Genomic DNA, 19523 nt, shown 5'->3' on the forward strand with positions numbered 1-19523 from the left:
GACCGGCAGCGAACCCCCTCAGGCGCCCCCGCGCCCCTCGCCCAGACGCGCGCGATAGGCACTGGGCGACAGGCCCATGACCTTGCTGAAAAGCCTTGAAAAGTAATAGCTGTCGTCATACCCGAGGGCTTCGCTGACCTGGGCGACGCTGTGCCCGCTGCTGTCCAGCAACTGGCAGGCGTACTCGATCTTCAGGTGCAGGAAGTGCTGCACCGGCGTGCGTCCGGTCAGCACCCGGTAGCGATTGACGAAGTGGAACTTCGACAAGTTGCAGAAGGCCGCCAGCTGCGCCAGTTCCAGGCGTCGGTGCAGGTTCTCGCGCATGTACGCGTGCAGGCCGTCGAGGTCCAGTCCGCCCTCGCGTAGCGGGCGCAACAACGGTAGCTGGCAGAGCAGCGCGCGTAGCCGGCTGGCGGCCAGCAGGTAGGGCTGGAAGCGGTAGCCGCTGTGACCGGCCTCGAGCAGTTGGGTGAAACCGCCCAGCAGCGCGTGCTGCACGCCCCAATGGCGCAGCGGCGAGGCGTCGTAGCCGGCAGCCTGGCGCAGCCAGGGTGCGCCGTCGCCGCGCAGGTGGACCCAGGAGATGCTCCAGGGTTGTTCATGGTCGGCGCGGTATTCGTGCGCCATACCCGGCGGCAGCCAGATCAGGTCGCCGCTGCCGACGCGCAGCGCCTGCGGGCCTTCCGTGGTGTCGGCGAGAAGATGGCCAACACCCTCGCTGCAATAGATCAGCAGGTGGTCGTCGTGGCGGTCGCGGCTCATCTGGTGGTCGCGGGCACGCCGGTAGTGGCCCAGCGAGGTGGGGTAGAGGTCGCGGCTCAGCGGATGCGCGGCGAGCTTGGCGAGCAGCACGGGCGGCAGCAGCAGGCGCAGGCTGTCCGGCGGCAGCGGCCAGTCGGAGGTTCTCGACATCTGGATAGGCGGCTCAGCAATTTAATCCATCAAGAACACAACTTAGTCGATCTGGAAGGCTTTGCGCGGGTGCTAGCTTAGGTCCGAGTTGGCAGCCTTGCTTGGCTGTCAGCAATTAAAGCCGGTTGTCCATTTCGAGAACCGGCCAATGCCGAGGGGCGCAGTCTCGCAGGAAGGCTCCGCCGGCGTTCGACAAAAGGCTGATGGCGGCCCCCCGAGGCCTGTCCATACTCGTTACTCGACCTCGATAACAACAATTCAGAGGGCTCGATGATGAACTACCGGCAATCCTACGACCGCTCCCTGGCGGATCCTGTCTCCTTCTGGGCCGAGCAGGCCGAGGCCGTGGCCTGGTACCAGCGCCCGCGCAATATCCTCGAACACCTGGCCGACGGCAGCCATCGCTGGTTCGCCGACGGCCGCCTGAACAGCAGCTACCTCGCTCTCGACCAGCAGATCGCCCTCGGCCGCGGCGAGCAGGCTGCGCTGATCTACGACTCGCCGGTGACCGGCGTGCAGCAACGCTTCAGCTACCGCGAACTGCGCGACGAGGTGGCGCGCCTGGCGGGTGCCCTGCGCGCGCTCGGCGTGGGCAAGGGCGACGGGGTGATCATCTACATGCCTATGGTGCCGCAGGCGGCGATGGCCATGCTGGCCTGTGCGCGCCTTGGGGCAGTGCACTCGGTGGTGTTCGGCGGCTTCGCGCCCTACGAGCTGGCGCTGCGCATCGACGACGCCAAGCCCAAGCTGATCCTCACCGCGTCCTGCGGCCTGGAGTTCGAGCGCGTCATCGAATACAAGCCGCTGGTGGACAAGGCACTGGAGCTGGCGCTGCACCAACCGGCGCACGTGATGGTCTGGCAGCGTCCGCAGGCGATGGCCGAGTTGCACGCCGGGCGTGACCTCGACTGGCGCGAGACGGTGGCCCATGCCGAGCCTGCCGACCCGGTGGAGCTTGCGAGCGGCGACCCTCTGTACATCATGTACACCTCCGGCACCACCGGAAAACCCAAGGGCATCGTGCGCGACAACGGCGGCCATGCGGTGGCCATGCAGTACGCGCTGCCGAACATCTTCGGCATGCAACCGGGGGACGTCTGGTGGGGCATCTCCGACGTCGGCTGGGTGGTCGGCCATTCTCTGATCGTCTACGGCCCGCTCATGAATGGCTGCACCACTGTCTTCTATGAAGGCAAGCCGGTGCGCACGCCAGATGCCGGCGCCTACTGGCGGGTGATCCAGGAGCACAAGGTCAATGCGCTGTTCTGTGCACCCACGGCGATCCGCGCGATCCGCAAGGAAGACCCGCACGGCGAACTGCTCAAGCACTACGACCTAAGCTCGCTGCGGCGCCTGTTCCTCGCCGGCGAGAAGCTCGACAGCAGCACCCAGCACTGGCTGGAAGAACTCACCGGCAAACCGGTGCACGACCACTGGTGGCAGACCGAGACCGGCTGGCCGGTGACCGCGCCCTGCACCGGCCTGGGGAGCGCGGATCAGCGTCCCGGCTCGAGCAGCCTGCCGGTGCCTGGCTACAACGTCCAGGTGGTGGACGAGGAAGGCCATCTGCTGGGCCCGAACCAGACCGGCTCGATCGTCATCGGCCTGCCGCTGCCGCCCGGTTGCGCGCAGACGCTGTGGGGCGACCACCCGCGCTATTTGAATGCCTACCTGCGGACTTATCCCGGCTACTACCACACCGGCGACGGCGGCTACGTCGACGAGGACGGCTTCGTCTACATCATGGGCCGTACCGACGACGTGATTAACGTCGCCGGGCACCGCCTTTCCACTGGCGAGATGGAGGAGTTGCTGGCGCTGCACGGCGCGGTGGCCGAGTGCGCGGTGATCGCCGTGCAGGACCCGATCAAGGGCCACGTACCGTTGGGCCTGGTGGTGCTCAAGGACGATGCGCGGCTCGGCGAGGAACAGGTGCAGCGCGAACTGGTGGCGCTGGTTCGCGAGCGCATCGGCGCGTTGGCCTGCTTCCAGCGCGTGGTGGTGGTCAAGCGGCTGCCGAAGACGCGCTCGGGCAAGATCCTGCGCGCTGTTTTGCGCAAGATCGCCGACGGCGAGGAATATGCCCCTCCCTCGACCATCGACGATCCGGCGATACTCGGTGAAATCGCCGAGCGCCTGGGCGCCGCCGGTCTCGCCCGCGCCTGCTGAACCCCGGCGCCGGCTGGATGCCGGCGTATTCCCAGGGCCGCTTTGCGGCCCTTCTTTTTGGCGGCTTGCGCTTTCGGAGTGGCCGCTATAATGGATGGCAAATGGCCTTCACGGACGTCCGCAGCCCATGTCGCAGAACAACTTCCTCAGCGAAGAGGAACTCGAGGCGCTCAGGGAAATTACCGAGACGCCGGTGCGCCGCCCGGTCATCCTGCTGGTGGACGACGATGAGGACGTGCTTGCGGAAATGCGCGAGCTGATCGAGGGCGCCGACGTCGACTGCCTCACCGCCAGCAGCGCCGCCGAAGCGCTGCGGCGCATCACCCGAGACGAGTCGTCGATCGACCTGCTGGTGACCGACCTGAACATGGAGGAGGAGGGTTCCGGGCTGCACCTGGTCCGCGAGCTCAACCTCATCGGCACCTTCCTGCCGATCATCGTGCTGTCCGGCCAGGCGGCCACCCGCGACGTGATCGAAGCCATGCGCCTCAACGTGCTCGACTTCATGCTCAAGCCGGTCGAGCCGGCCTACTTCCTGCGCGTTCTCAGCCGAAGTCTGTGACCCCCGCGATTGTTTCTCCCCGTAGGAGCGGACCTTGTCCGCGAATCGCGCGCATGGTGCGCTCCTGCGTTCGATGAAGATCGCGGATGAGATCCGCTCCTACCGACCAGCGCCGGACGGATCAGCTCGCGCTACAGTGCCTGCGCCTTGAAGGTGTCGCACTTGCCCGGCGATCCGCCGTCGAAGCCGAGCTTGAACCAGCGCATGCGCTGCGCCGAGGTGCCGTGGGTGAAGGAGTCGGGTACCACGCTGCCGCGCGACTGGCTCTGCAGGCGGTCGTCGCCGATGGCGTTGGCGGCGTTCAGGGCGCTTTCCATATCGCCCGGTTCCAGCCAGTTCAGGCGTTGCTGGGCGTGGTTGGCCCAGACCCCGGCGAAGCAGTCGGCCTGCAGCTCCTGGCGCACCGAGAGACCGTCCGCCCCCTCCATGCGCGCACCGCGCTGGCGCGCCGCCTGGATCTTGGCCGAGATGCCCAGCAGGTTCTGCACATGGTGGCCGACTTCGTGGGCGATCACGTAGGCGCGGGCGAAGTCGCCGGAGGCGTGGAAGCGCTGCTCCATCTCGCGGAAGAAGTCGAGGTCGAGGTAGACGCGGTGATCGCCCGGGCAATAGAAGGGGCCGACCGCCGAGGAGGCGAAGCCGCAAGCCGAGTTCACCCCGCCGTTGAACAGGATCAGCTTGGGCTGCTCGTACTGCATGTTGCTGTGGGCGAAGATCTGCCCCCAGGTGTCCTCGGTGTCGCCGAGGATAGCGCGGACGAAGTCCACCTGCGGGTCGTTGGGGTTCGCCGTATGGCCCTGCGTCGGTCGCGTGGCCGGGGCCTGGGTCGCACCCATCTGGCCGAGCAGGTTGCCGAGGATCTGCATCGGGTCCTGGCCCATCAGCAGGCCGACCACCACCACGATGGCCACCCCGCCCAGGCTCAGGCCGCGGCCGCCGATGCGCGGACCGCCGCCACCCATGCCGCCGCCGTCGCTGCCGGCGTCCTCCACGTTGTCGCTGCGTCGTCCCTTGCCCCATTGCATGGCGTCTTCTCCTGCGAACTCGTCGAATCAGTGTCGTCGGCGCAGTGGCGCCTCGCCAGGCCGGCCGTCAGCCGAGCGTGCAGAGAAGTTCTGCATGCGCCAGCAACTGCACCTTGCCGCCGACCTGCACCTGGCCGTCGAGGCCGACCTTGACCTCCAGCCGGCTGGGGCGGCCGAGGAAGCGGCCCTGGGCCAGCGCGAAGGCCTCGCCGCGGCGCGCCTTGCCCAGCTCCACCAGGTAGGCGGCGACGGGACCGGCGGCGCTGCCGGTGGCGATGTCCTCGACCAGCCCGGCGCTGTCCCAGGTGCGGCCTTCACGGTTATCCACATCGACCAGGAAGACGAAGGCCGCTCCGATGCCGGCCAGCCCGGCGGAGAGGTCGGCGCGCTGGCGGATGCGCCCGAGGGCTTCCCCGCGCACCGGCAGCAGCAGGTAGGGCAGGCCGGTGCTGACCACTTGCGCCGGGTAATCGGCGAGATCGCTGACCTGCAGCGAGAAGGCCTCGGCGAACCAGCGCCGACCATTCTCGTCGAGGGTGGCGCCGAACTGCGCCTGGCCCTGGTTCATCTGAGCGACGAAGCCATGGCCGTGGCGGCGGGTATCGAGTTCGACCTGCTTGGCCGGCAGTTGGATGGTCCAGTGCTCCTGCTCGCCGCGCTGGTGGATGTGGTGCAGCAGCGCCGCGGCGCCGAGCAGCGGATGACCGGCGAAGGGCAGTTCCTCCTCCATGGTGAAGATGCGCGCGGCGTAGGTGTCTAGCTGCGCGGTGGGGTAGAGGAAGATCGTCTCGAACTGGCGCAGCTCCTGGGTCAGGGCTTGCAGCGTGGTGTCGGACAAACCGCGGGCGTCGGCGAACACCGCCAGGCCGTTGCCGCTGAGCGGGCGATCGGCGAAGACGTCCAGTTGCCAGTAATGCAGAGGTGACATGGATTCGAAGCCTGAAAGGAAAACTCGACAGCGAGCCTAGCGGCGGATATGTTCGCCGACAAGAAAGGCCCCGCGCCTTTCCAGGCCACCGCAGTGGCCGACGTCGCTCGGACGGTTCCGGGCGCTTACGTTCACCGAGGAAATCATGACTGAACCCCGTTCAGCTCGCCGCTTTGCGCGCATCGACCGTCTCCCGCCCTACGTCTTCAACATCACCGCCGAACTGAAGATGGCCGCGCGCCGCCGCGGCGAGGACATCATCGACCTGTCCATGGGCAACCCCGACGGCCCGACCCCGCCGCACATCGTCGAGAAGCTGGTGCAGGTCGCCCAGCGCGAAGACACCCACGGCTACTCCACCTCTCGTGGCATCCCGCGCCTGCGCCGCGCCATCTCGCACTGGTACAAGGATCGCTACGCCGTGGACATCGACCCGGACAGCGAAGCCATCGTCACCATCGGCTCGAAGGAAGGCCTGGCGCACCTGATGCTGGCGACCCTCGACCACGGCGACAACATCCTGGTGCCGAACCCCAGCTACCCGATCCACATCTACGGCGCGGTGATCGCCGGCGCCCAGGTGCGCTCGGTGCCGCTGGTGCCGGGCATCGACTTCTTCAACGAGCTGGAACGGGCGATCCGCGAATCCATTCCCAAGCCGAAGATGATGATCCTCGGCTTCCCCTCCAACCCGACCGCGCAGTGCGTCGAGCTGGACTTCTTCGAGCGCGTGGTGGCCCTGGCCAAGCAGTACGACGTGCTGGTGGTGCACGACCTGGCCTACGCCGACATCGTCTTCGACGGCTGGAAGGCGCCCTCGATCATGCAGGTGCCGGGCGCGAAGGACATTGCGGTGGAGTTCTTCACCCTGTCCAAGAGCTACAACATGGCCGGCTGGCGGATCGGCTTCATGGTCGGCAACCCCGAGCTGGTCAGCGCCCTGGCGCGGATCAAGAGCTACCACGACTACGGCACCTTCACCCCGCTGCAGGTGGCGGCCATCGCCGCGCTGGAAGGCGACCAGCAGTGCGTGCGCGACATCGCCGAGCAGTACCAGGTGCGCCGCGACGTGCTGGTGAAAGGCCTGCACGAGGCGGGCTGGATGGTCGAGAACCCCAAGGCCTCGATGTACGTCTGGGCGAAGATCCCCGAGCCCTACGCGCACCTGGGCTCGCTGGAGTTCGCCAAGAAGCTGCTGCAGGACGCCAAGGTCTCGGTATCGCCGGGCATCGGCTTCGGCGACTACGGCGACGACCACGTGCGCTTCGCCCTGATCGAGAACCGCGACCGCCTGCGCCAGGCTGTGCGTGGGATCAAGGCGATGTTCCGCGCCGACGGGCTATTGCCCAAGGCCTCAGGCAAAGGCGCCGAGTGAATGAAAAGGGGCGGCCAGTTGGCCGCCCCTTTTCATTCACTGTAGGAGCGGACCTTGTCCGCGATTCGCGCGCATGGCGCGCTCCTACAGAAAAGCCATCAGCGCTGTGGATAATCCGCCAGCACCACGGCCTTGCCGTCCTTGGTCAGCCCCAGCACCTGGTAGGCATCGTGGCGATCGCCCATCTCCATGCCCGGCGAGCCGATCGGCATGCCCGGCGTTGCTGCGCCGACCAGGTCGCTGCGCTCGCGCAGCTTGAGCACGTCGGACGCCGGCACATGGCCCTCGACGAACTTGCCGTCGATTACCCCGGTATGGCACGAGCCCATGGAGTGCGGTACGCCAAGGCGTGTCTTGACCGCGGACATGTCGTTTTCCACATGATCATTGACCTGGAAGCCATTGGCCTGAAGGTGCTTGATCCAGTCCTTGCAGCAACTGCAGTTGGCGTCACGGTAGACGTCGATGGTCAGCGGTTCGGCGGCCTGGGCGCTGCCGGCGAGGAGGGCAGCGAGAAGGAGGAAACGGCGCATCGGAATCTCCTGTCAGAATGAAACCGCCGGAGCATACGCCCGAGGTTCCCGGCGCCCGCGGTGGTACTGTTTCAGCATGTGACGACCGGCGCCGAACTCGCCTCGCCGCCGAGGGTCTGTGTCCTTTAGCCACCCTTCATCACACGGGCCTCGGGCCCCGGGAGAATCTGGATGCTCTTCGCCCGTATCGTCCTGCTGGTTCAAGCCCTGGTCTGGTGTGGCCTGGGGATTCTGTACTGGGTCCGCCCGTACGAGATGGCCAACCTCAGTGGCATGCTGCTGATGGAGCCGTCCTCGGTAAGCGACGCCCAGGTATTCTACGGCGGCCACCAGTTCGCCCTGGCGCTGTTCCTGTTCTTCGCCGTTCGCCGCGTGGAGCTGCTGCGCCCCGGCTTGATCCTGGTTGTGCTGATCCAGCTCACCCTGACCCTGTCGCGGCTGTTCATCGCCTGGTCCTCCGGCAGTGGCCTGGAGGGCGACGCGACCCTCTACGGCTTGCTCTATCGCGGCGGGATTTCCGTGCTGGCGCTGCTTGCCCTGTACTGGCTGGAGCGTCGCAAGGAGGCGCCGGTGGAGCCCGAGCCGGTCGAGGAGACGCCGCCGCAGAAGATTCGCGAAGCGGACTTCGAGGGACTCTAAGGCCCGTCGTTCCTGCGCTGGCGCAGTGTTCCGTGGTAACATCGCGCCTTTCCGGAAAGGCATTGCGGGCGTCGTCATGAAATTCATCCACCAGCGCGAACATCTCAACGAGGGCGACCTCGTGATCATTGAATGCTCGCGCATGTGCAATATCCGTCTGATGAGCGATGCCAACTTCCGCAGCTTCAAGAACGGTGGCCGCCACTCCTACCACGGCGGCGCCTTCAAGCAGTTCCCGGCGCGCATCCGCGTCCCCAGCACCGGCTTCTGGAACGTTACCCTGGACACCGTGACCAGCCGTCCGATCAGCGTCACGCGCAAGCCGGACTTCAGCTACTCCATCAAGTTCGTCCGCAAGACCCCGTCCAACCACCAGTGACCGGCCATCTGGCCGCGCCCGCGCTTCAGCGCGCGCCCTGGTGCGCCGGAAAGTCCTTCAGCAGCTTGGCGATGGCGGCGTCGAACGCGGCCTGACTCAGGTTCGGGTCCTGCACCTGGCGGCTGAGCTGCGCTTCGTAGAGCACTTCCTGACTGCGTTCATCGAGGATGCGCATGGCCAGCCGTGCGCGGTCGGAATCGGCGATCTGCGTCTGGTTGATCACACCCGCCTGGGTCGCGACCGGACGCTGGATGACGTCGGTCTGGCGGTCCAGGCCCAGCGCATAGAGCACCTGCAGATCGCCGCCGTCCGCCTGGTAGCGATAGCCCTTGGCCTCCAGCGCGTGGCGCACGGCCGTATCGAAACGCTCCTCCAGATCCAGGCGATGGCCCTGGGTGCGCACGGCGTGGATGAAGAATGTGCTCTGGGTGCCGTCGGCGTGCGGCGAGACGCTGACCTGTTGCGGGTCGCTGCCGGCGCAGGCACTGAGCAGCAGGGACAGCAGCGCAGCAAGGAGAGGTTTCATGGCGAGGCTCTGGGTGTTGTGGTTATCCACAGCAGCCTAGCGGGCGGCGCGCCATACGCCGCCCAACCCAGGTTGGGTTCGCCTTAGCGACGTTCCAGCAGAACGCCCGCTTCCATGTGGTGGGTGTAGGGGAACTGGTCGAACAGCGCGCTGCGGGTGACCTTGTGGGTGTCGTGCAGCTGGGCGATGTTCTGCGCCAGGGTCTCCGGGTTGCAGGAGATATAGAGGATGCGCTCGAAGCGGCGGGTCAGCTCGCAGGTGTCCGAGTCCATGCCGGCGCGCGGCGGGTCGACGAAGACGCTGCCGAAGTCGTAGGACTTCAGGTCGACGTCGGCCAGGCGGCGGAACGGGCGCACCTCGTTGAGCGCCTGGGTCAGCTCCTCGGCGGAGAGGCGCACCAGGGTGACGTTATCCACAGCGTTGTCGGCCAGGTTGGCGAGGGCGGCGTTCACCGAGGTCTTGCTGATCTCGGTGGCCAGCACCTTGCGCACGCGGGTGGCCAGCGGCAGGGTGAAGTTGCCGTTGCCGCAGTACAGCTCCAGCAGGTCGTCCTGGCGCTCGCCCAGGGCGTCGAAGGCCCAGTTCAGCATCTTCTGGCAGACCTGACCGTTGGGCTGGGTGAAAGCGCCCTCCGGCTGGCGGTAGCGGAAGGTGCGGCCGGCGACGGTCAGCTCTTCGTTCACGTAATCGCGCCCTACCACCACGCGCTTGCCGCGGGAGCGGCCGACGAGGCTCACGCCCAGGTCGGCGGCGAGCTTCTGCGCGGCAGCTTCCCAGGCGGCATCCACCGGACGGTGGTAGCAGAGGGTGATGAGCGCATCGCCCGCCAGGGTGGTGAGAAACTCCACCTGGAACAGCTTGTGGCCCAGCGCCGGCTCCGCCCAGGCCGCCTTCAGGCGCGGCATCAGTTCATTGATGCGCAGGCTGGCGATGGGGAAGTCGTCGATCAGGATCGGCGTGTGCTTGTCGCCCTGCTCGAACATCGCGTAATGGCGCTGCTCGGCCTCGCGCCACAGACGGAACTCGGCGCGCAGGCGGTAGTGCTCGCGCGGCGAATCGAACACCTGCGGCTCGGGTGCGGCGAAGGGCGCCAGCAGCTCGCGCAGGCGCGCGGCCTTGTCGGCCAGTTGGGTGTCGTAGGCGGCAGGGTTGAAGCGGGGGCTGCTCATGGGGCGAGGAACTCTTGCGGATCGGCGGTTGCAATGGCGCGTGGTATCGCTGGGCTCCCGCGTTCGCGGGAGTGACGGAACCGAGCCGTCATCCCCGCGAATGCGGGGACCCAGAAATTAGGCGGTCGCTGATTAGGCGTTGTACCAGCCCAGCTTGATGACGAACAGCACCGACAGGATCACCAGCGCCCAGTTCAGTTCGCGCCAGCGGCCGGACAGCAGCTTGCAGGCGGTCCAGGTGATGAAGCCGAAGGCGATGCCGTTGGCGATGGAGAAGGTCAGCGGCATGGCCAGCGCGGTGACAACTACCGGTGCGGCGACGGTCAGGTCGTCCCAGTCGATCTCGGCCAGGCCCGAGGCCATCAGCACGGCGACGAAGAACAGCGCAGGCGCAGTGGCGAAGGCCGGCACGTTGCCTGCCAGCGGGGCGAAGAACAGCGCCAGGAGGAACAGCACGGCGACCACGATGGCGGTCAGGCCGGTCCGGCCACCGGCGGAAACGCCCGCCGCCGACTCGATGTAGCTGGTGGTGGTGGAGGTGCCCAGCAGCGAGCCGAACATGGCGGCGGTGCTGTCGGCGATCAGCGCACGGCCCATCTTCGGCATGTGCCCGTCCTTGCCCATCAGGCCGGCGCGCTTGGCCACGCCGATCAGGGTGCCGGAGTTGTCGAACAGGTCGACGAAGAGGAAGGCGAAGATCACGCTGGTCAGGCCGATGTCCAGGGCGCCCTTGATGTCCAGCTGCAGGAAGGTGGGCGCCAGCGACGGCGGCATCGACACCACGCCGCCGAACTTGGAGACGCCCAGGGCGATGGCGACGAAGGTCACGGCGAGGATGCCGATCATCACCGCGCCGGTCACGCGGCGGGCTTCCAGGGCGACGATCAGGATGAAACCGAGGATTGCCAGCAGCGGCTCGGGCTTGGCCAGGTCGCCCATGCCGACGAGGGTGGCCGGGTTAGCGACGACGATGCCGGCTTCCTTCAGCGAGATCAGCGCGAGGAACAGGCCGATGCCGGCGGCGATCGCCGAGCGCAGTGCCAGCGGGATGCTGTTGATGATCCATTCGCGGATGCGGAAGATCGAAATGACGAAGAACATGCACGCCGAGAGGAACACCGCGCCAAGCGCCACCTGCCAGGTGTGGCCCATGTGCAGCACCACGGTGTAGGTGAAGAAGGCGTTCAGGCCCATGCCCGGCGCCAGGGCGATCGGATAGTTGGCGATCATCCCCATGATCGCCGAGCCGATGGCCGCGGCCAGGCAGGTGGCGACGAACACCGCGCCCTTGTCCATGCCGGTCTCGCCGAGGATGCTCGGGTTGACGAAGAGGATGTAGGCCATGGTCAGGAAGGTGGTGATCCCGGCCAGGATCTCGGTGCGTACGTTGGTGTTGTGCGCCTTGAGTTGGAACAGCTTTTCGAGCATGTCGTGCTCCCTAGGTTGGGCGTCTTTTTCAGTCGACCGGTCAGTCAGGAATAGCCGTCTTGCGCGGCCTGGGCAAAAAAGGCGGGCATCATACCAGCTCCCCGCGGCCTGGGGTATTGAGCCCGGTCGGTGGTTCCTGCACGAGCCTAGTTGGCCGGCGTCGAGGCTGCCAGCGAGGCCTGCGGGCGGGGGGGGGGGGCGGAAAAGAAGAAGCCCGGCGGATGCCGGGCTTCTTCGTGTTCGTGGTAGGGCTTAGTTGCCGTATACCGGGAACTTGGCGCAGAGGGCCTTGACCTGCTCGCGCACGCGGCCTTCGACGGCCTCGTCGCCCAGGTTGGCGAGGATCTCGCAGATCCAGGCGGCCAGCTGGCGGCACTCGCCTTCCTTGAAGCCGCGGGTGGTTACGGCCGGGGTGCCGATGCGCAGGCCCGAGGTAACGAACGGGGAACGCGGGTCGTTCGGCACGCTGTTCTTGTTCACGGTGATGAAGGCGCGACCCAGGGCGGCGTCGGCGTCCTTACCGGTGATGTCCTGCTTGATCAGGGACAGCAGGAACAGGTGGTTCTGGGTACCGCCGGAAACCACGTCGTAGCCGTTCTCGATGAACACCTGGGCCATGGTCTGGGCGTTCTTGATGACCTGCGCCTGGTATTCCTTGAACTCGGGCTGCAGGGCTTCCTTGAAGCACACGGCCTTGGCGGCGATCACGTGCTCCAGCGGGCCACCCTGGCCACCCGGGAAGACAGCGGAGTTCAGCTTCTTCTCCAGCTCTTCGTTCTTGCGGGCGATGATCAGGCCGCCGCGCGGGCCGCGCAGGGTCTTGTGGGTGGTGGTGGTGACGACGTCGGCGAACGGAACCGGGTTCGGGTACAGGCCGGCAGCAACCAGGCCGGCCACGTGGGCCATGTCGACGAACAGGTAGGCGCCTACCTTGTCGGCGATGGCGCGGAAGCGCGGGAAGTCGAGGACCTGCGAGTAGGCGGAGAAGCCGGCGATGATCATCTTCGGCTTGTGCTCGACGGCCAGGCGCTCGACTTCGTCGTAGTCGATCAGGCCGTTGCTGTCGATGCCGTACTGCACGGCGTTGTAGATCTTGCCGGAGAAGCTGACGCTGGCGCCGTGGGTCAGGTGGCCGCCGTGGGCCAGGCTCATGCCCAGCACGGTGTCGCCGGCGTTCAGCAGGGCCATGTAGACGGCGCTGTTGGCCTGGGAGCCGGAGTGCGGCTGGACGTTGGCGTAGTCGGCGCCGAACAGTTGCTTGGCGCGGTCGATGGCCAGTTGCTCGACGACGTCGACGTATTCGCAACCACCGTAGTAGCGCTTGCCCGGATAGCCTTCGGCGTACTTGTTGGTCAGCACCGAACCCTGGGCTTCCATCACCGCCGGGCTGGTGTAGTTCTCGGAGGCGATGAGCTCGATGTGCTCTTCCTGGCGCTGGGCTTCTTGCTCCATCGCGGCGAAGAGTTCGGCATCGTAGCGGGCGAGGGTCAAATCACGGCTGAACATGGCGGTCCTCTTAAGGATCGGTGCTAGGGAAAGGGGCGCATTCTACCCCATGCCGCCAGTGCTGGCATATGAAAGGCAGTCATGCGGCGGATAAGCGGGCCTCACGCGGGGCGGGAAATCAGCGGGGCGATGTTCGCGAATGCCGGCGTCAGCCGAGCAGGAACAGCGTATTGCTGGAGAAGAGCGCGGCGAACTGCTCGGCGGTCATCGGCCGGCCGAACAGGAAGCCCTGTACCTCGTCGCAGCCGTGCTCGCGCAGGAAGTCGAGCTGTGCCTGGGTTTCCACGCCCTCGGCGATCACCATCAGGTTCAGGCTGTGGGCCATGGCGATGATGGCGCGGGCGATCATCGCGTCCTGCTCGCCGTGGGGCAGGCCGTCGACGAAGCTGCGGTCGATCTTCAGCACGTCGATGGGGAACTGCTTGAGGTAGTTCAGCGACGAGTAGCCGGTACCGAAGTCGTCCACCGCGATGGCCAGGCCCAGGCGCTTGAGGCCGAAGAGGATATGCATGGCCTCGGACACGTCGCTCATCAGGATGCTTTCGGTCAGCTCCAGCTCCAGACAGGCCGGCGGGATGCCGGTCTCCATCAGGATGCCGGCGATGCGCGTGCCGAGCTGGCCGTCGGCGAACTGCCGGGCCGACAGGTTCACCGAGACCTTGGGCACCCGCACCTTGTCGCGATGCCAGCGCTTGAGCTGGCGGCAGGCTTCGGCGAGCAGCCAGTCGCCGACCTGGGCGATCAGGCCAAGCTCTTCCAGCACCGGGACGAACTCGGCTGGCGGAATCAGCCCGCGGCGCGGGTGCTGCCAGCGCAGCAGGGCCTCGGCGCCGGTCAGGCGGCGGCCGTCGCCGGTGAACTGCGGCTGGTAGTGCAGGACGAACTCGTTCAGCTCGATGGCGCGGCGCAGGTCGCTTTCCAGCTCCAGGCGCTCGAGGGCGCGGGCGTTCATTTCCGCCTGGTAGAACTGGAAGTTGTTCTTGCCCATTTCCTTGGCGTGGTACATCGCCGTGTCGGCGTTCTTCATCAGCTGGCTCAGCTCGGCGCCGTCCTGCGGCGAGAGCGCCACGCCGATGCTGGCGGTGACGAAGAACTCGCGGCCTTCAAGGGTGAAGGGGCGGGCGAGGCTGGCGAGGATCTGCTCGGCGACCTGGATGGCGCGCTTGAGCGCGATCTCGCGGTTGCCGAGCGCCGGCAGCAGCAGGGTGAACTCGTCGCCGCCCATGCGCGCCACGGTATCGGAATCGCTGACGCACTGGTTCAGGCGTTCGGCGACTTCCTTGAGCATGCGGTCGCCGGCGGCGTGGCCCAGGGAGTCGTTGATCGGCTTGAAGCGGTCGAGGTCGAGGAACATCAGCACGACCCACTGCTGGTGCCGTTCGGCCTGCATCAGCGCGGTGTGCAGGCGGTCCTGGAACAGCGTGCGGTTGGGCAGGTGGGTGAGGGCGTCGTAGTAGGCCAGGCGGTGGATGCGCCTTTCGCTCGCCTTGCGCTCGCTGATGTCGCTGAAGAAGCAGACGAAGCTGACCAGGTCGCCTTCCTCGTCCTGCACCGCGGTGATGCCGACCCAGGAGGGATAGAGCTCGCCGCTCTTGCGCTTCTGCAGGATCTCGCCTTCCCAGCTGCCGCTCAGTTGCAGGCTGTCGAGCACGTGCTTGAGCTGGTTGGCTTCCTGCTGGTCGGCAGTGAGCATGCGTGGCTGCTGGTCCAGCACTTCGGCGGCGGAGTAGCCGGTCAGGCGCGAGAAGGAGTCGTTGACCTGGACGATGTAGCCGGCCGGGTCGGTAACCATGATCGCCGCCGTGGAGTGCTCGAATACCGTGGCGGCCATGCGCATCTCGCGCTCGGCGCGGCGCTGCTGGCTGATGTCGCGGGCCACGCCGAGCAGGCCGACGAAGCGCCCGCCTTCGTCCCACATCAGGGCGATGCGCAGCTCAACCGGGATCTTGCGGCCGTCGGCGCGCAGGCAGTCGAGGGTGAACAGGTGCACCGAGCTGGACTCACGCAGGGCGGCGAGGCGCTCGGGCTTGCCGGTCGCGTCCTCGACGCGCTCCAGCAGGTCGTTGATCCGGGCCATCTGCGCCGGGTTGGTGGCTATCTGCTGGAAACCGCTGCCGAGCAGCGCTTCGGGGCTGTAGCCGAAGGTCTGCTGGATCGACGGGCTGATGTAGTCGACGCGCAGAAGAGCGTCGGTGGTGAGGATCACGTCGCTGATGCTTTCCGCGAGCATCTGGTAGCGGCGACTGCTTTCGAGCAACGAGTTGTTCGCCTCGACCGAGGCGGTGATGTCCTTGGCCACGCCGATCAGGCGCGCCACGCGGCCGGACTCGTCGCGGCTGAAGGCTTGCTCGCGGATGTCGAACCAGTGCCAGGTGCCGTCGCGGTGCCGCCAGCGCAACTGGCTGTCGAGCAGCAGGCTGTCGCCGATCACCTGCTGCAGGTTGCGTACGCGCCAGTAGTACTCGACGTCGTCCGGGTGCAACAGGCATTCCCAGAACCGTTCGCCCATCTGGGCGAGCTCGGCTTCGTTGTAACCGAGCTGGCTGCCCAGGTGGTGGTTGCTGAAGATCACGCGGCGCGCGGTGATGTCGTGGATGTACAGGGTGTCGGGCACGGCGCGCACCGCGTCGGACCAGAACTTCTCGCGCTCCACCAGCGACATCTCGATCTGCTTGAGGCTGCCGATGTCGGACAGGCTGAGGGTGATGGCGCCGAAGTCTTCCTGGCGCTCGGGCATGCGCACCTGCAGCCAGAAGTACCGGGGCTCGCCGCCGCGGCTGCGCAGGCTGACTTCCTGTTCGACCAGGGCGCCGCCGGTGAGCGTCGCGTTGATCAGCTTGGCGCGCACGCTGTCCGCTCGCCGCGCACTGGAGCCGATCATCTGCTGCCAGGCCTGCTTGGTGTCCTGCACGCCGAGCAGGCGCTTGGCGATGTCGTTGATCTCGGTGATGCGGATCTGCCGCAACAGCTGCGGCCATCGCTCTTCGCTCTGGGCCAGCCAGGCGTCGAGTTCTTCCGGAGTCCGCAGCGCGCGTTCGTCCAGGTAACGCCGCAGCCCGGACAGGTCGAGCACGCAGAGGGCCACGCCGACATCCTGGAAGATGTCCTGGTAGCGCCGCCGGGTTTCTTCCAGCACCTGCAGCGAGCGCTGCTCCTCGGTGACGTCGCGCAGAACCCAGACCTGCCCGCCCTGGGACAGGTTGCCGCGCAGCACCCAGGCCAGCTCGCCCGGCAACTGGGTGTCGTCCAGGGCGTGGCGGCTGACGGCGAACAGGCGGCGCTGGCCGTCGTGTTCGAGTTCGATATGTTCGGGCTGCTGCGCCTGCTTGAGCTGTGGCAACAGCGTCATCAGGTGATGGCGTCCGGCGTCGGCGACGCGGACGCCGAGCAGTTGTTCGGCTTGCGGGTTGAGGTAGGCCAGGCGGCCATCGGGGCGCTCCACCAACACCCTTTCCTCGATCGCGGCCAGGGCCTGGGCGGCTTGACGCAGGCGCGACTGGGAGTCGGCCGTGAGCGCGCGCAGGCTCTGCTGTTCGCGCTGCAGGCGGAACAGGGCGTAGCCGGCGATGCCGGCCAGCAGCAGGAGCAGGGCCAGTTCGCCAGCCAGGCGCGGCAGCAGCGAGCGCCCGGCGTGCAGGTCCTCGAACAGCGGGCGTATCCGCCAGTCGCTGTTGGCTACCAACAGTCCGTCCAGGGCGACTTCGCTTGGGCCAGTGTCGGCGCCCGGTGCTTGCGGCGTGGCGGGCGAACGGGCCAGCAGGCGGTGGCTCTCCTGATCTTCCAGGGCCCACGGCTGCGAGCCTGGCGGCATCTTGTCGACCCACTGCTGGCGAGCCACGGAGGCGTCCATGCGCAGTATCGCGAGCGGGCCGTCGGTGTCGCTCCAGGGGCGTAGAAGCACGTAGAAGCGGTCGCCGGCTTCGTTATAGGCGTAGTGATAGGCCTGGCCGGTGCTGCGCTGCAGCAGGCCGGCGATGAAGTCGGCGTCAGCGGAGGTTGGAGCGGTGTCGCGCTCGATCCGCCCTTCGGCGTTCAGCCAGGCCAGGCTGCGCAGCGCGGGGAAGATGTGCTGCAGGTCGTCGAGCAGCAGCACCGGCTCTTCGCCCTGGCGCAACCGCTGGCTGGCGAGGGTACGCGCGGCCAGGGCCTTGAGCTCGAGGGTCAGCGAGAGTTGGCGGGCCAGTTCCTGGCTGTAGACCGTGGCGCGTTCGCGCTCATAGCGTTGCTGCCCGAGGTACTCCTGGCGCAGCTGCCAGATCAGCAGGCCGAGCATCATGGGCACGAGCAGCAGCAGCGCACTCTTGGTGGCCAGCCGTCCTGGTCGGGCCAGGCTGGCCGAGGAACGGGTGGGTTTGGGCAAGAAGCGGCTACCTGACGAGGAAACGACTGGACTCGGCGCGCGTAAGCATGCCCGGAAGCAAGGCCAAGTGCCAGCACCGCCGACGAGCGTGGTTTGCCCTTCACGGTCGCTTCCGGTAGCTTTGCCGCACGCGCGTGGTGATCAGCGCGCCCATTTTCCGCGAAACCGGCCATGCCGTCCTGCGTTTCGCCCGTCGCCCGCGACGAATGGTCGCTTCAGGCCTTCCGGATGCTCCCGGATCGAAACCGTCGAAGCGACACTGCCCCGATCACCCTTATCCCAGAAGCTAGGTATCCATGGCTCAATACGTCTATACCATGCACCGGGTCGGCAAGGTCGTGCCGCCCAAGCGTGAAATCCTCAAGAACATTTCCCTGTCGTTCTTCCCCGGCGCCAAGATCGGCGTGCTCGGCCTGAACGGCGCGGGTAAATCCACCCTGCTGCGCATCATGGCGGGCGTCGACACCGAGATCGAAGGCGAAGCCCGTCCGATGCCGGGCATCAACGTCGGTTACCTGCCGCAGGAGCCGAAGCTCGACCCGCAGGCCACCGTGCGCGACATCGTCGAAGAGGCCGTTGGCCAGATCAAGCAGGCCCAGGCCCGCCTGGACGAGGTCTACGCCGCCTACGCCGAGCCGGATGCCGACTTCGACGCCCTGGCCGCCGAGCAGGCCAAGCTGGAAGCCATCCTCCAGGCTTCCGATGGCCACAACCTGGAGCGTCAGCTGGAAGTCGCCGCCGACGCCCTGCGTCTGCCGCCGTGGGACGCCAAGATCGAGCACCTCTCCGGTGGCGAGAAGCGCCGCGTGGCGCTGTGCCGCCTGCTGCTGTCCGCCCCGGACATGCTGCTGCTGGACGAGCCGACCAACCACCTGGACGCCGACTCGGTAGCCTGGCTGGAGCACTTCCTGCACGACTTCCCGGGCACCGTGGTGGCGATCACCCACGACCGCTACTTCCTCGACAACGTCGCCGGCTGGATCCTCGAGCTGGACCGTGGCCAGGGCATCCCGTTCGAAGGCAACTACTCCGGCTGGCTGGAATCCAAGGCCAACCGCCTGGCCCAGGAAGCCAAGCAGGAAGCCTCCCACGCCAAGGCCATGAAGGCCGAACTGGAGTGGGTACGCCAGGGCGCCAAGGCTCGCCAGTCCAAGTCCAAGGCCCGTCTGCAACGCTTCGAGGAAATGCAGTCGCAGGAATTCCAGAAGCGCAGCGAGACCAACGAGATCTACATCCCGGCCGGTCCGCGCCTGGGCGACAAGGTCATCGAGCTGAACAACGTCAGCAAGGGTTATGGCGATCGCGTGCTGATCGACAACCTGTCCCTGAGCATTCCGAAGGGCGCCATCGTCGGCGTGATCGGCGGCAACGGCGCGGGTAAATCGACCCTGTTCCGCATGCTGACCGGCAAGGAACAACCGGACTCGGGCACCATCGAGATCGGCGAAACCGTGCAGATCGCCAGCGTCGACCAGAGCCGCGAAATCCTCGACGGCAGCAAGACCGTCTGGGAACAGGTCTCCGATGGCTTCGAGCAGATCAAGATCGGCAACTACGAAGTTCCGTCGCGCAGCTACGTCGGCCGCTTCAACTTCAAGGGCGGCGACCAGCAGAAGTTCGTCAAGGACCTCTCCGGTGGTGAGCGTGGCCGTCTGCACCTGGCCCTGACCCTGAAGCAGGGCGGCAACGTCCTGCTGCTCGACGAACCGTCCAACGACCTCGACGTGGAAACCCTGCGTGCGCTGGAAGAAGCGCTGCTGGACTTCCCCGGCGCCGCCATCGTGATCTCCCACGATCGCTGGTTCCTGGACCGTATCGCCACCCACATCCTCTCCTACGAGGACGACGGCAAGGTGGTCTTCTTCGAAGGCAACTACACCGAGTTCGAAGCCGATCGCAAGAAGCGCCTGGGCGACGCTGCCTCGCAGCCGCACCGCGTGCGCTACAAGAAGCTGGCGTAAGCCACTTCGATACGAAAACGGGGCCTGCGGGCCCCGTTTTCGTTTGTGCCG

At 66.7% G+C, this 19523-nt stretch carries 15 protein-coding genes; 6 read left to right on the forward strand and 9 right to left on the reverse strand.

Translation table 11 applies throughout. The features are described 5' to 3' along the window. Positions 1-18: 18 nt before the first annotated feature. On the reverse strand, positions 19-912 hold the full coding sequence (locus ACA097_RS17220; RefSeq protein WP_371364739.1) for an AraC family transcriptional regulator: 894 nt from the start codon (positions 910-912) through the stop codon (positions 19-21). Between the two features lie 273 nt (positions 913-1185). Between ACA097_RS17220 and ACA097_RS17225 the strand changes: the two genes are divergently transcribed. Both ACA097_RS17225 and ACA097_RS17230 read left to right on the forward strand, forming a co-directional pair. Next, complete coding sequence (locus ACA097_RS17225) at positions 1186-3081, forward strand: propionyl-CoA synthetase (protein ID WP_371364741.1); 1896 nt, start codon at positions 1186-1188, stop codon at positions 3079-3081. A 127-nt stretch (positions 3082-3208) separates the two neighbouring features. Continuing rightward, positions 3209-3643 (forward strand): response regulator, encoded by a 435-nt coding sequence (locus ACA097_RS17230; RefSeq protein WP_371364743.1) that lies wholly within the window; start codon positions 3209-3211, stop codon positions 3641-3643. Between the two features lie 131 nt (positions 3644-3774). On the opposite strand, the gene ACA097_RS17235 is transcribed toward ACA097_RS17230, so the two are convergent. Both ACA097_RS17235 and ACA097_RS17240 read right to left on the reverse strand, forming a co-directional pair. Next, on the reverse strand, positions 3775-4668 hold the full coding sequence (locus ACA097_RS17235) for a neutral zinc metallopeptidase (RefSeq protein WP_043255093.1): 894 nt from the start codon (positions 4666-4668) through the stop codon (positions 3775-3777). 67 nt (positions 4669-4735) lie between these two features. Then, on the reverse strand, positions 4736-5596 hold the full coding sequence (locus ACA097_RS17240) for a PhzF family phenazine biosynthesis protein (protein WP_043255091.1): 861 nt from the start codon (positions 5594-5596) through the stop codon (positions 4736-4738). A 145-nt stretch (positions 5597-5741) separates the two neighbouring features. Between ACA097_RS17240 and alaC the strand changes: the two genes are divergently transcribed. Continuing rightward, a complete protein-coding gene (gene alaC, locus ACA097_RS17245) occupies positions 5742-6971 on the forward strand; it encodes an alanine transaminase (protein ID WP_043255089.1) in 1230 nt (409 codons plus the stop codon). Positions 6972-7069: 98 nt separating this feature from the next. Here the strand turns inward: alaC and ACA097_RS17250 are convergent, their stop codons facing one another. Beyond that, positions 7070-7504, reverse strand: a complete 435-nt coding sequence (locus ACA097_RS17250; RefSeq protein WP_371364745.1) for a DUF411 domain-containing protein — start codon at positions 7502-7504, stop codon at positions 7070-7072. 171 nt (positions 7505-7675) lie between these two features. Between ACA097_RS17250 and ACA097_RS17255 the strand changes: the two genes are divergently transcribed. Then, positions 7676-8143 (forward strand): DUF4345 family protein, encoded by a 468-nt coding sequence (locus tag ACA097_RS17255; protein ID WP_371364747.1) that lies wholly within the window; start codon positions 7676-7678, stop codon positions 8141-8143. 76 nt (positions 8144-8219) lie between these two features. Next, on the forward strand, positions 8220-8522 hold the full coding sequence (locus tag ACA097_RS17260; protein ID WP_371364749.1) for a DUF1883 domain-containing protein: 303 nt from the start codon (positions 8220-8222) through the stop codon (positions 8520-8522). A gap of 25 nt (positions 8523-8547) precedes the next feature. Here the strand turns inward: ACA097_RS17260 and ACA097_RS17265 are convergent, their stop codons facing one another. From ACA097_RS17265 to ACA097_RS17285, 5 genes are all read right to left on the reverse strand, one after another. After that, positions 8548-9048: a DUF4136 domain-containing protein gene (locus ACA097_RS17265; RefSeq protein ID WP_371364751.1), complete on the reverse strand. Its 501-nt coding sequence runs from the start codon at positions 9046-9048 to the stop codon at positions 8548-8550. 83 nt (positions 9049-9131) lie between these two features. Further along, entirely contained in the window at positions 9132-10217 is a 1086-nt protein-coding gene (gene trmA / locus ACA097_RS17270; RefSeq protein WP_371364753.1) for a tRNA (uridine(54)-C5)-methyltransferase TrmA, read from the reverse strand. Positions 10218-10349: 132 nt separating this feature from the next. Next, a complete protein-coding gene (locus ACA097_RS17275) occupies positions 10350-11645 on the reverse strand; it encodes an NCS2 family permease (protein WP_160288331.1) in 1296 nt (431 codons plus the stop codon). Positions 11646-11897: 252 nt separating this feature from the next. Beyond that, positions 11898-13151, reverse strand: a complete 1254-nt coding sequence (gene glyA / locus ACA097_RS17280; RefSeq protein WP_371364755.1) for a serine hydroxymethyltransferase — start codon at positions 13149-13151, stop codon at positions 11898-11900. 148 nt (positions 13152-13299) lie between these two features. After that, the gene (locus ACA097_RS17285; protein ID WP_371370537.1) at positions 13300-17427 is read right to left on the reverse strand and encodes an EAL domain-containing protein; all 4128 of its coding nucleotides are present in this window, start codon (positions 17425-17427) and stop codon (positions 13300-13302) included. Between the two features lie 380 nt (positions 17428-17807). Between ACA097_RS17285 and ettA the strand changes: the two genes are divergently transcribed. Beyond that, complete coding sequence (gene ettA / locus ACA097_RS17290) at positions 17808-19472, forward strand: energy-dependent translational throttle protein EttA (protein ID WP_160288330.1); 1665 nt, start codon at positions 17808-17810, stop codon at positions 19470-19472. Positions 19473-19523 lie beyond the last annotated feature (51 nt).

The organism is Pseudomonas sp. QL9 (genome assembly GCF_041409665.1).
Classification (GTDB): Bacteria; Pseudomonadota; Gammaproteobacteria; order Pseudomonadales; family Pseudomonadaceae; genus Pseudomonas; species Pseudomonas knackmussii.

What these genes read in the sequence shown, in the direction of transcription:
- ACA097_RS17240 (WP_043255091.1), bottom strand. Translation starts at nt 5,596, where the DNA reads ATGTCACCTCTGCATTACTGGCAACTGGACGTCTTCGCCGATCGCCCG.
- ACA097_RS17235 (WP_043255093.1), bottom strand. Translation starts at nt 4,668, where the DNA reads ATGCAATGGGGCAAGGGACGACGCAGCGACAACGTGGAGGACGCCGGC.
- ACA097_RS17260 (WP_371364749.1), top strand. Translation starts at nt 8,220, where the DNA reads ATGAAATTCATCCACCAGCGCGAACATCTCAACGAGGGCGACCTCGTG.
- ACA097_RS17225 (WP_371364741.1), top strand. Translation starts at nt 1,186, where the DNA reads ATGAACTACCGGCAATCCTACGACCGCTCCCTGGCGGATCCTGTCTCC.
- trmA (WP_371364753.1), bottom strand. Translation starts at nt 10,217, where the DNA reads ATGAGCAGCCCCCGCTTCAACCCTGCCGCCTACGACACCCAACTGGCC.
- ACA097_RS17230 (WP_371364743.1), top strand. Translation starts at nt 3,209, where the DNA reads ATGTCGCAGAACAACTTCCTCAGCGAAGAGGAACTCGAGGCGCTCAGG.
- glyA (WP_371364755.1), bottom strand. Translation starts at nt 13,151, where the DNA reads ATGTTCAGCCGTGATTTGACCCTCGCCCGCTACGATGCCGAACTCTTC.
- ACA097_RS17285 (WP_371370537.1), bottom strand. Translation starts at nt 17,427, where the DNA reads ATGATGCTCGGCCTGCTGATCTGGCAGCTGCGCCAGGAGTACCTCGGG.
- ACA097_RS17255 (WP_371364747.1), top strand. Translation starts at nt 7,676, where the DNA reads ATGCTCTTCGCCCGTATCGTCCTGCTGGTTCAAGCCCTGGTCTGGTGT.
- ACA097_RS17220 (WP_371364739.1), bottom strand. Translation starts at nt 912, where the DNA reads ATGTCGAGAACCTCCGACTGGCCGCTGCCGCCGGACAGCCTGCGCCTG.
- ACA097_RS17250 (WP_371364745.1), bottom strand. Translation starts at nt 7,504, where the DNA reads ATGCGCCGTTTCCTCCTTCTCGCTGCCCTCCTCGCCGGCAGCGCCCAG.
- ACA097_RS17265 (WP_371364751.1), bottom strand. Translation starts at nt 9,048, where the DNA reads ATGAAACCTCTCCTTGCTGCGCTGCTGTCCCTGCTGCTCAGTGCCTGC.
- ettA (WP_160288330.1), top strand. Translation starts at nt 17,808, where the DNA reads ATGGCTCAATACGTCTATACCATGCACCGGGTCGGCAAGGTCGTGCCG.
- alaC (WP_043255089.1), top strand. Translation starts at nt 5,742, where the DNA reads ATGACTGAACCCCGTTCAGCTCGCCGCTTTGCGCGCATCGACCGTCTC.
- ACA097_RS17275 (WP_160288331.1), bottom strand. Translation starts at nt 11,645, where the DNA reads ATGCTCGAAAAGCTGTTCCAACTCAAGGCGCACAACACCAACGTACGC.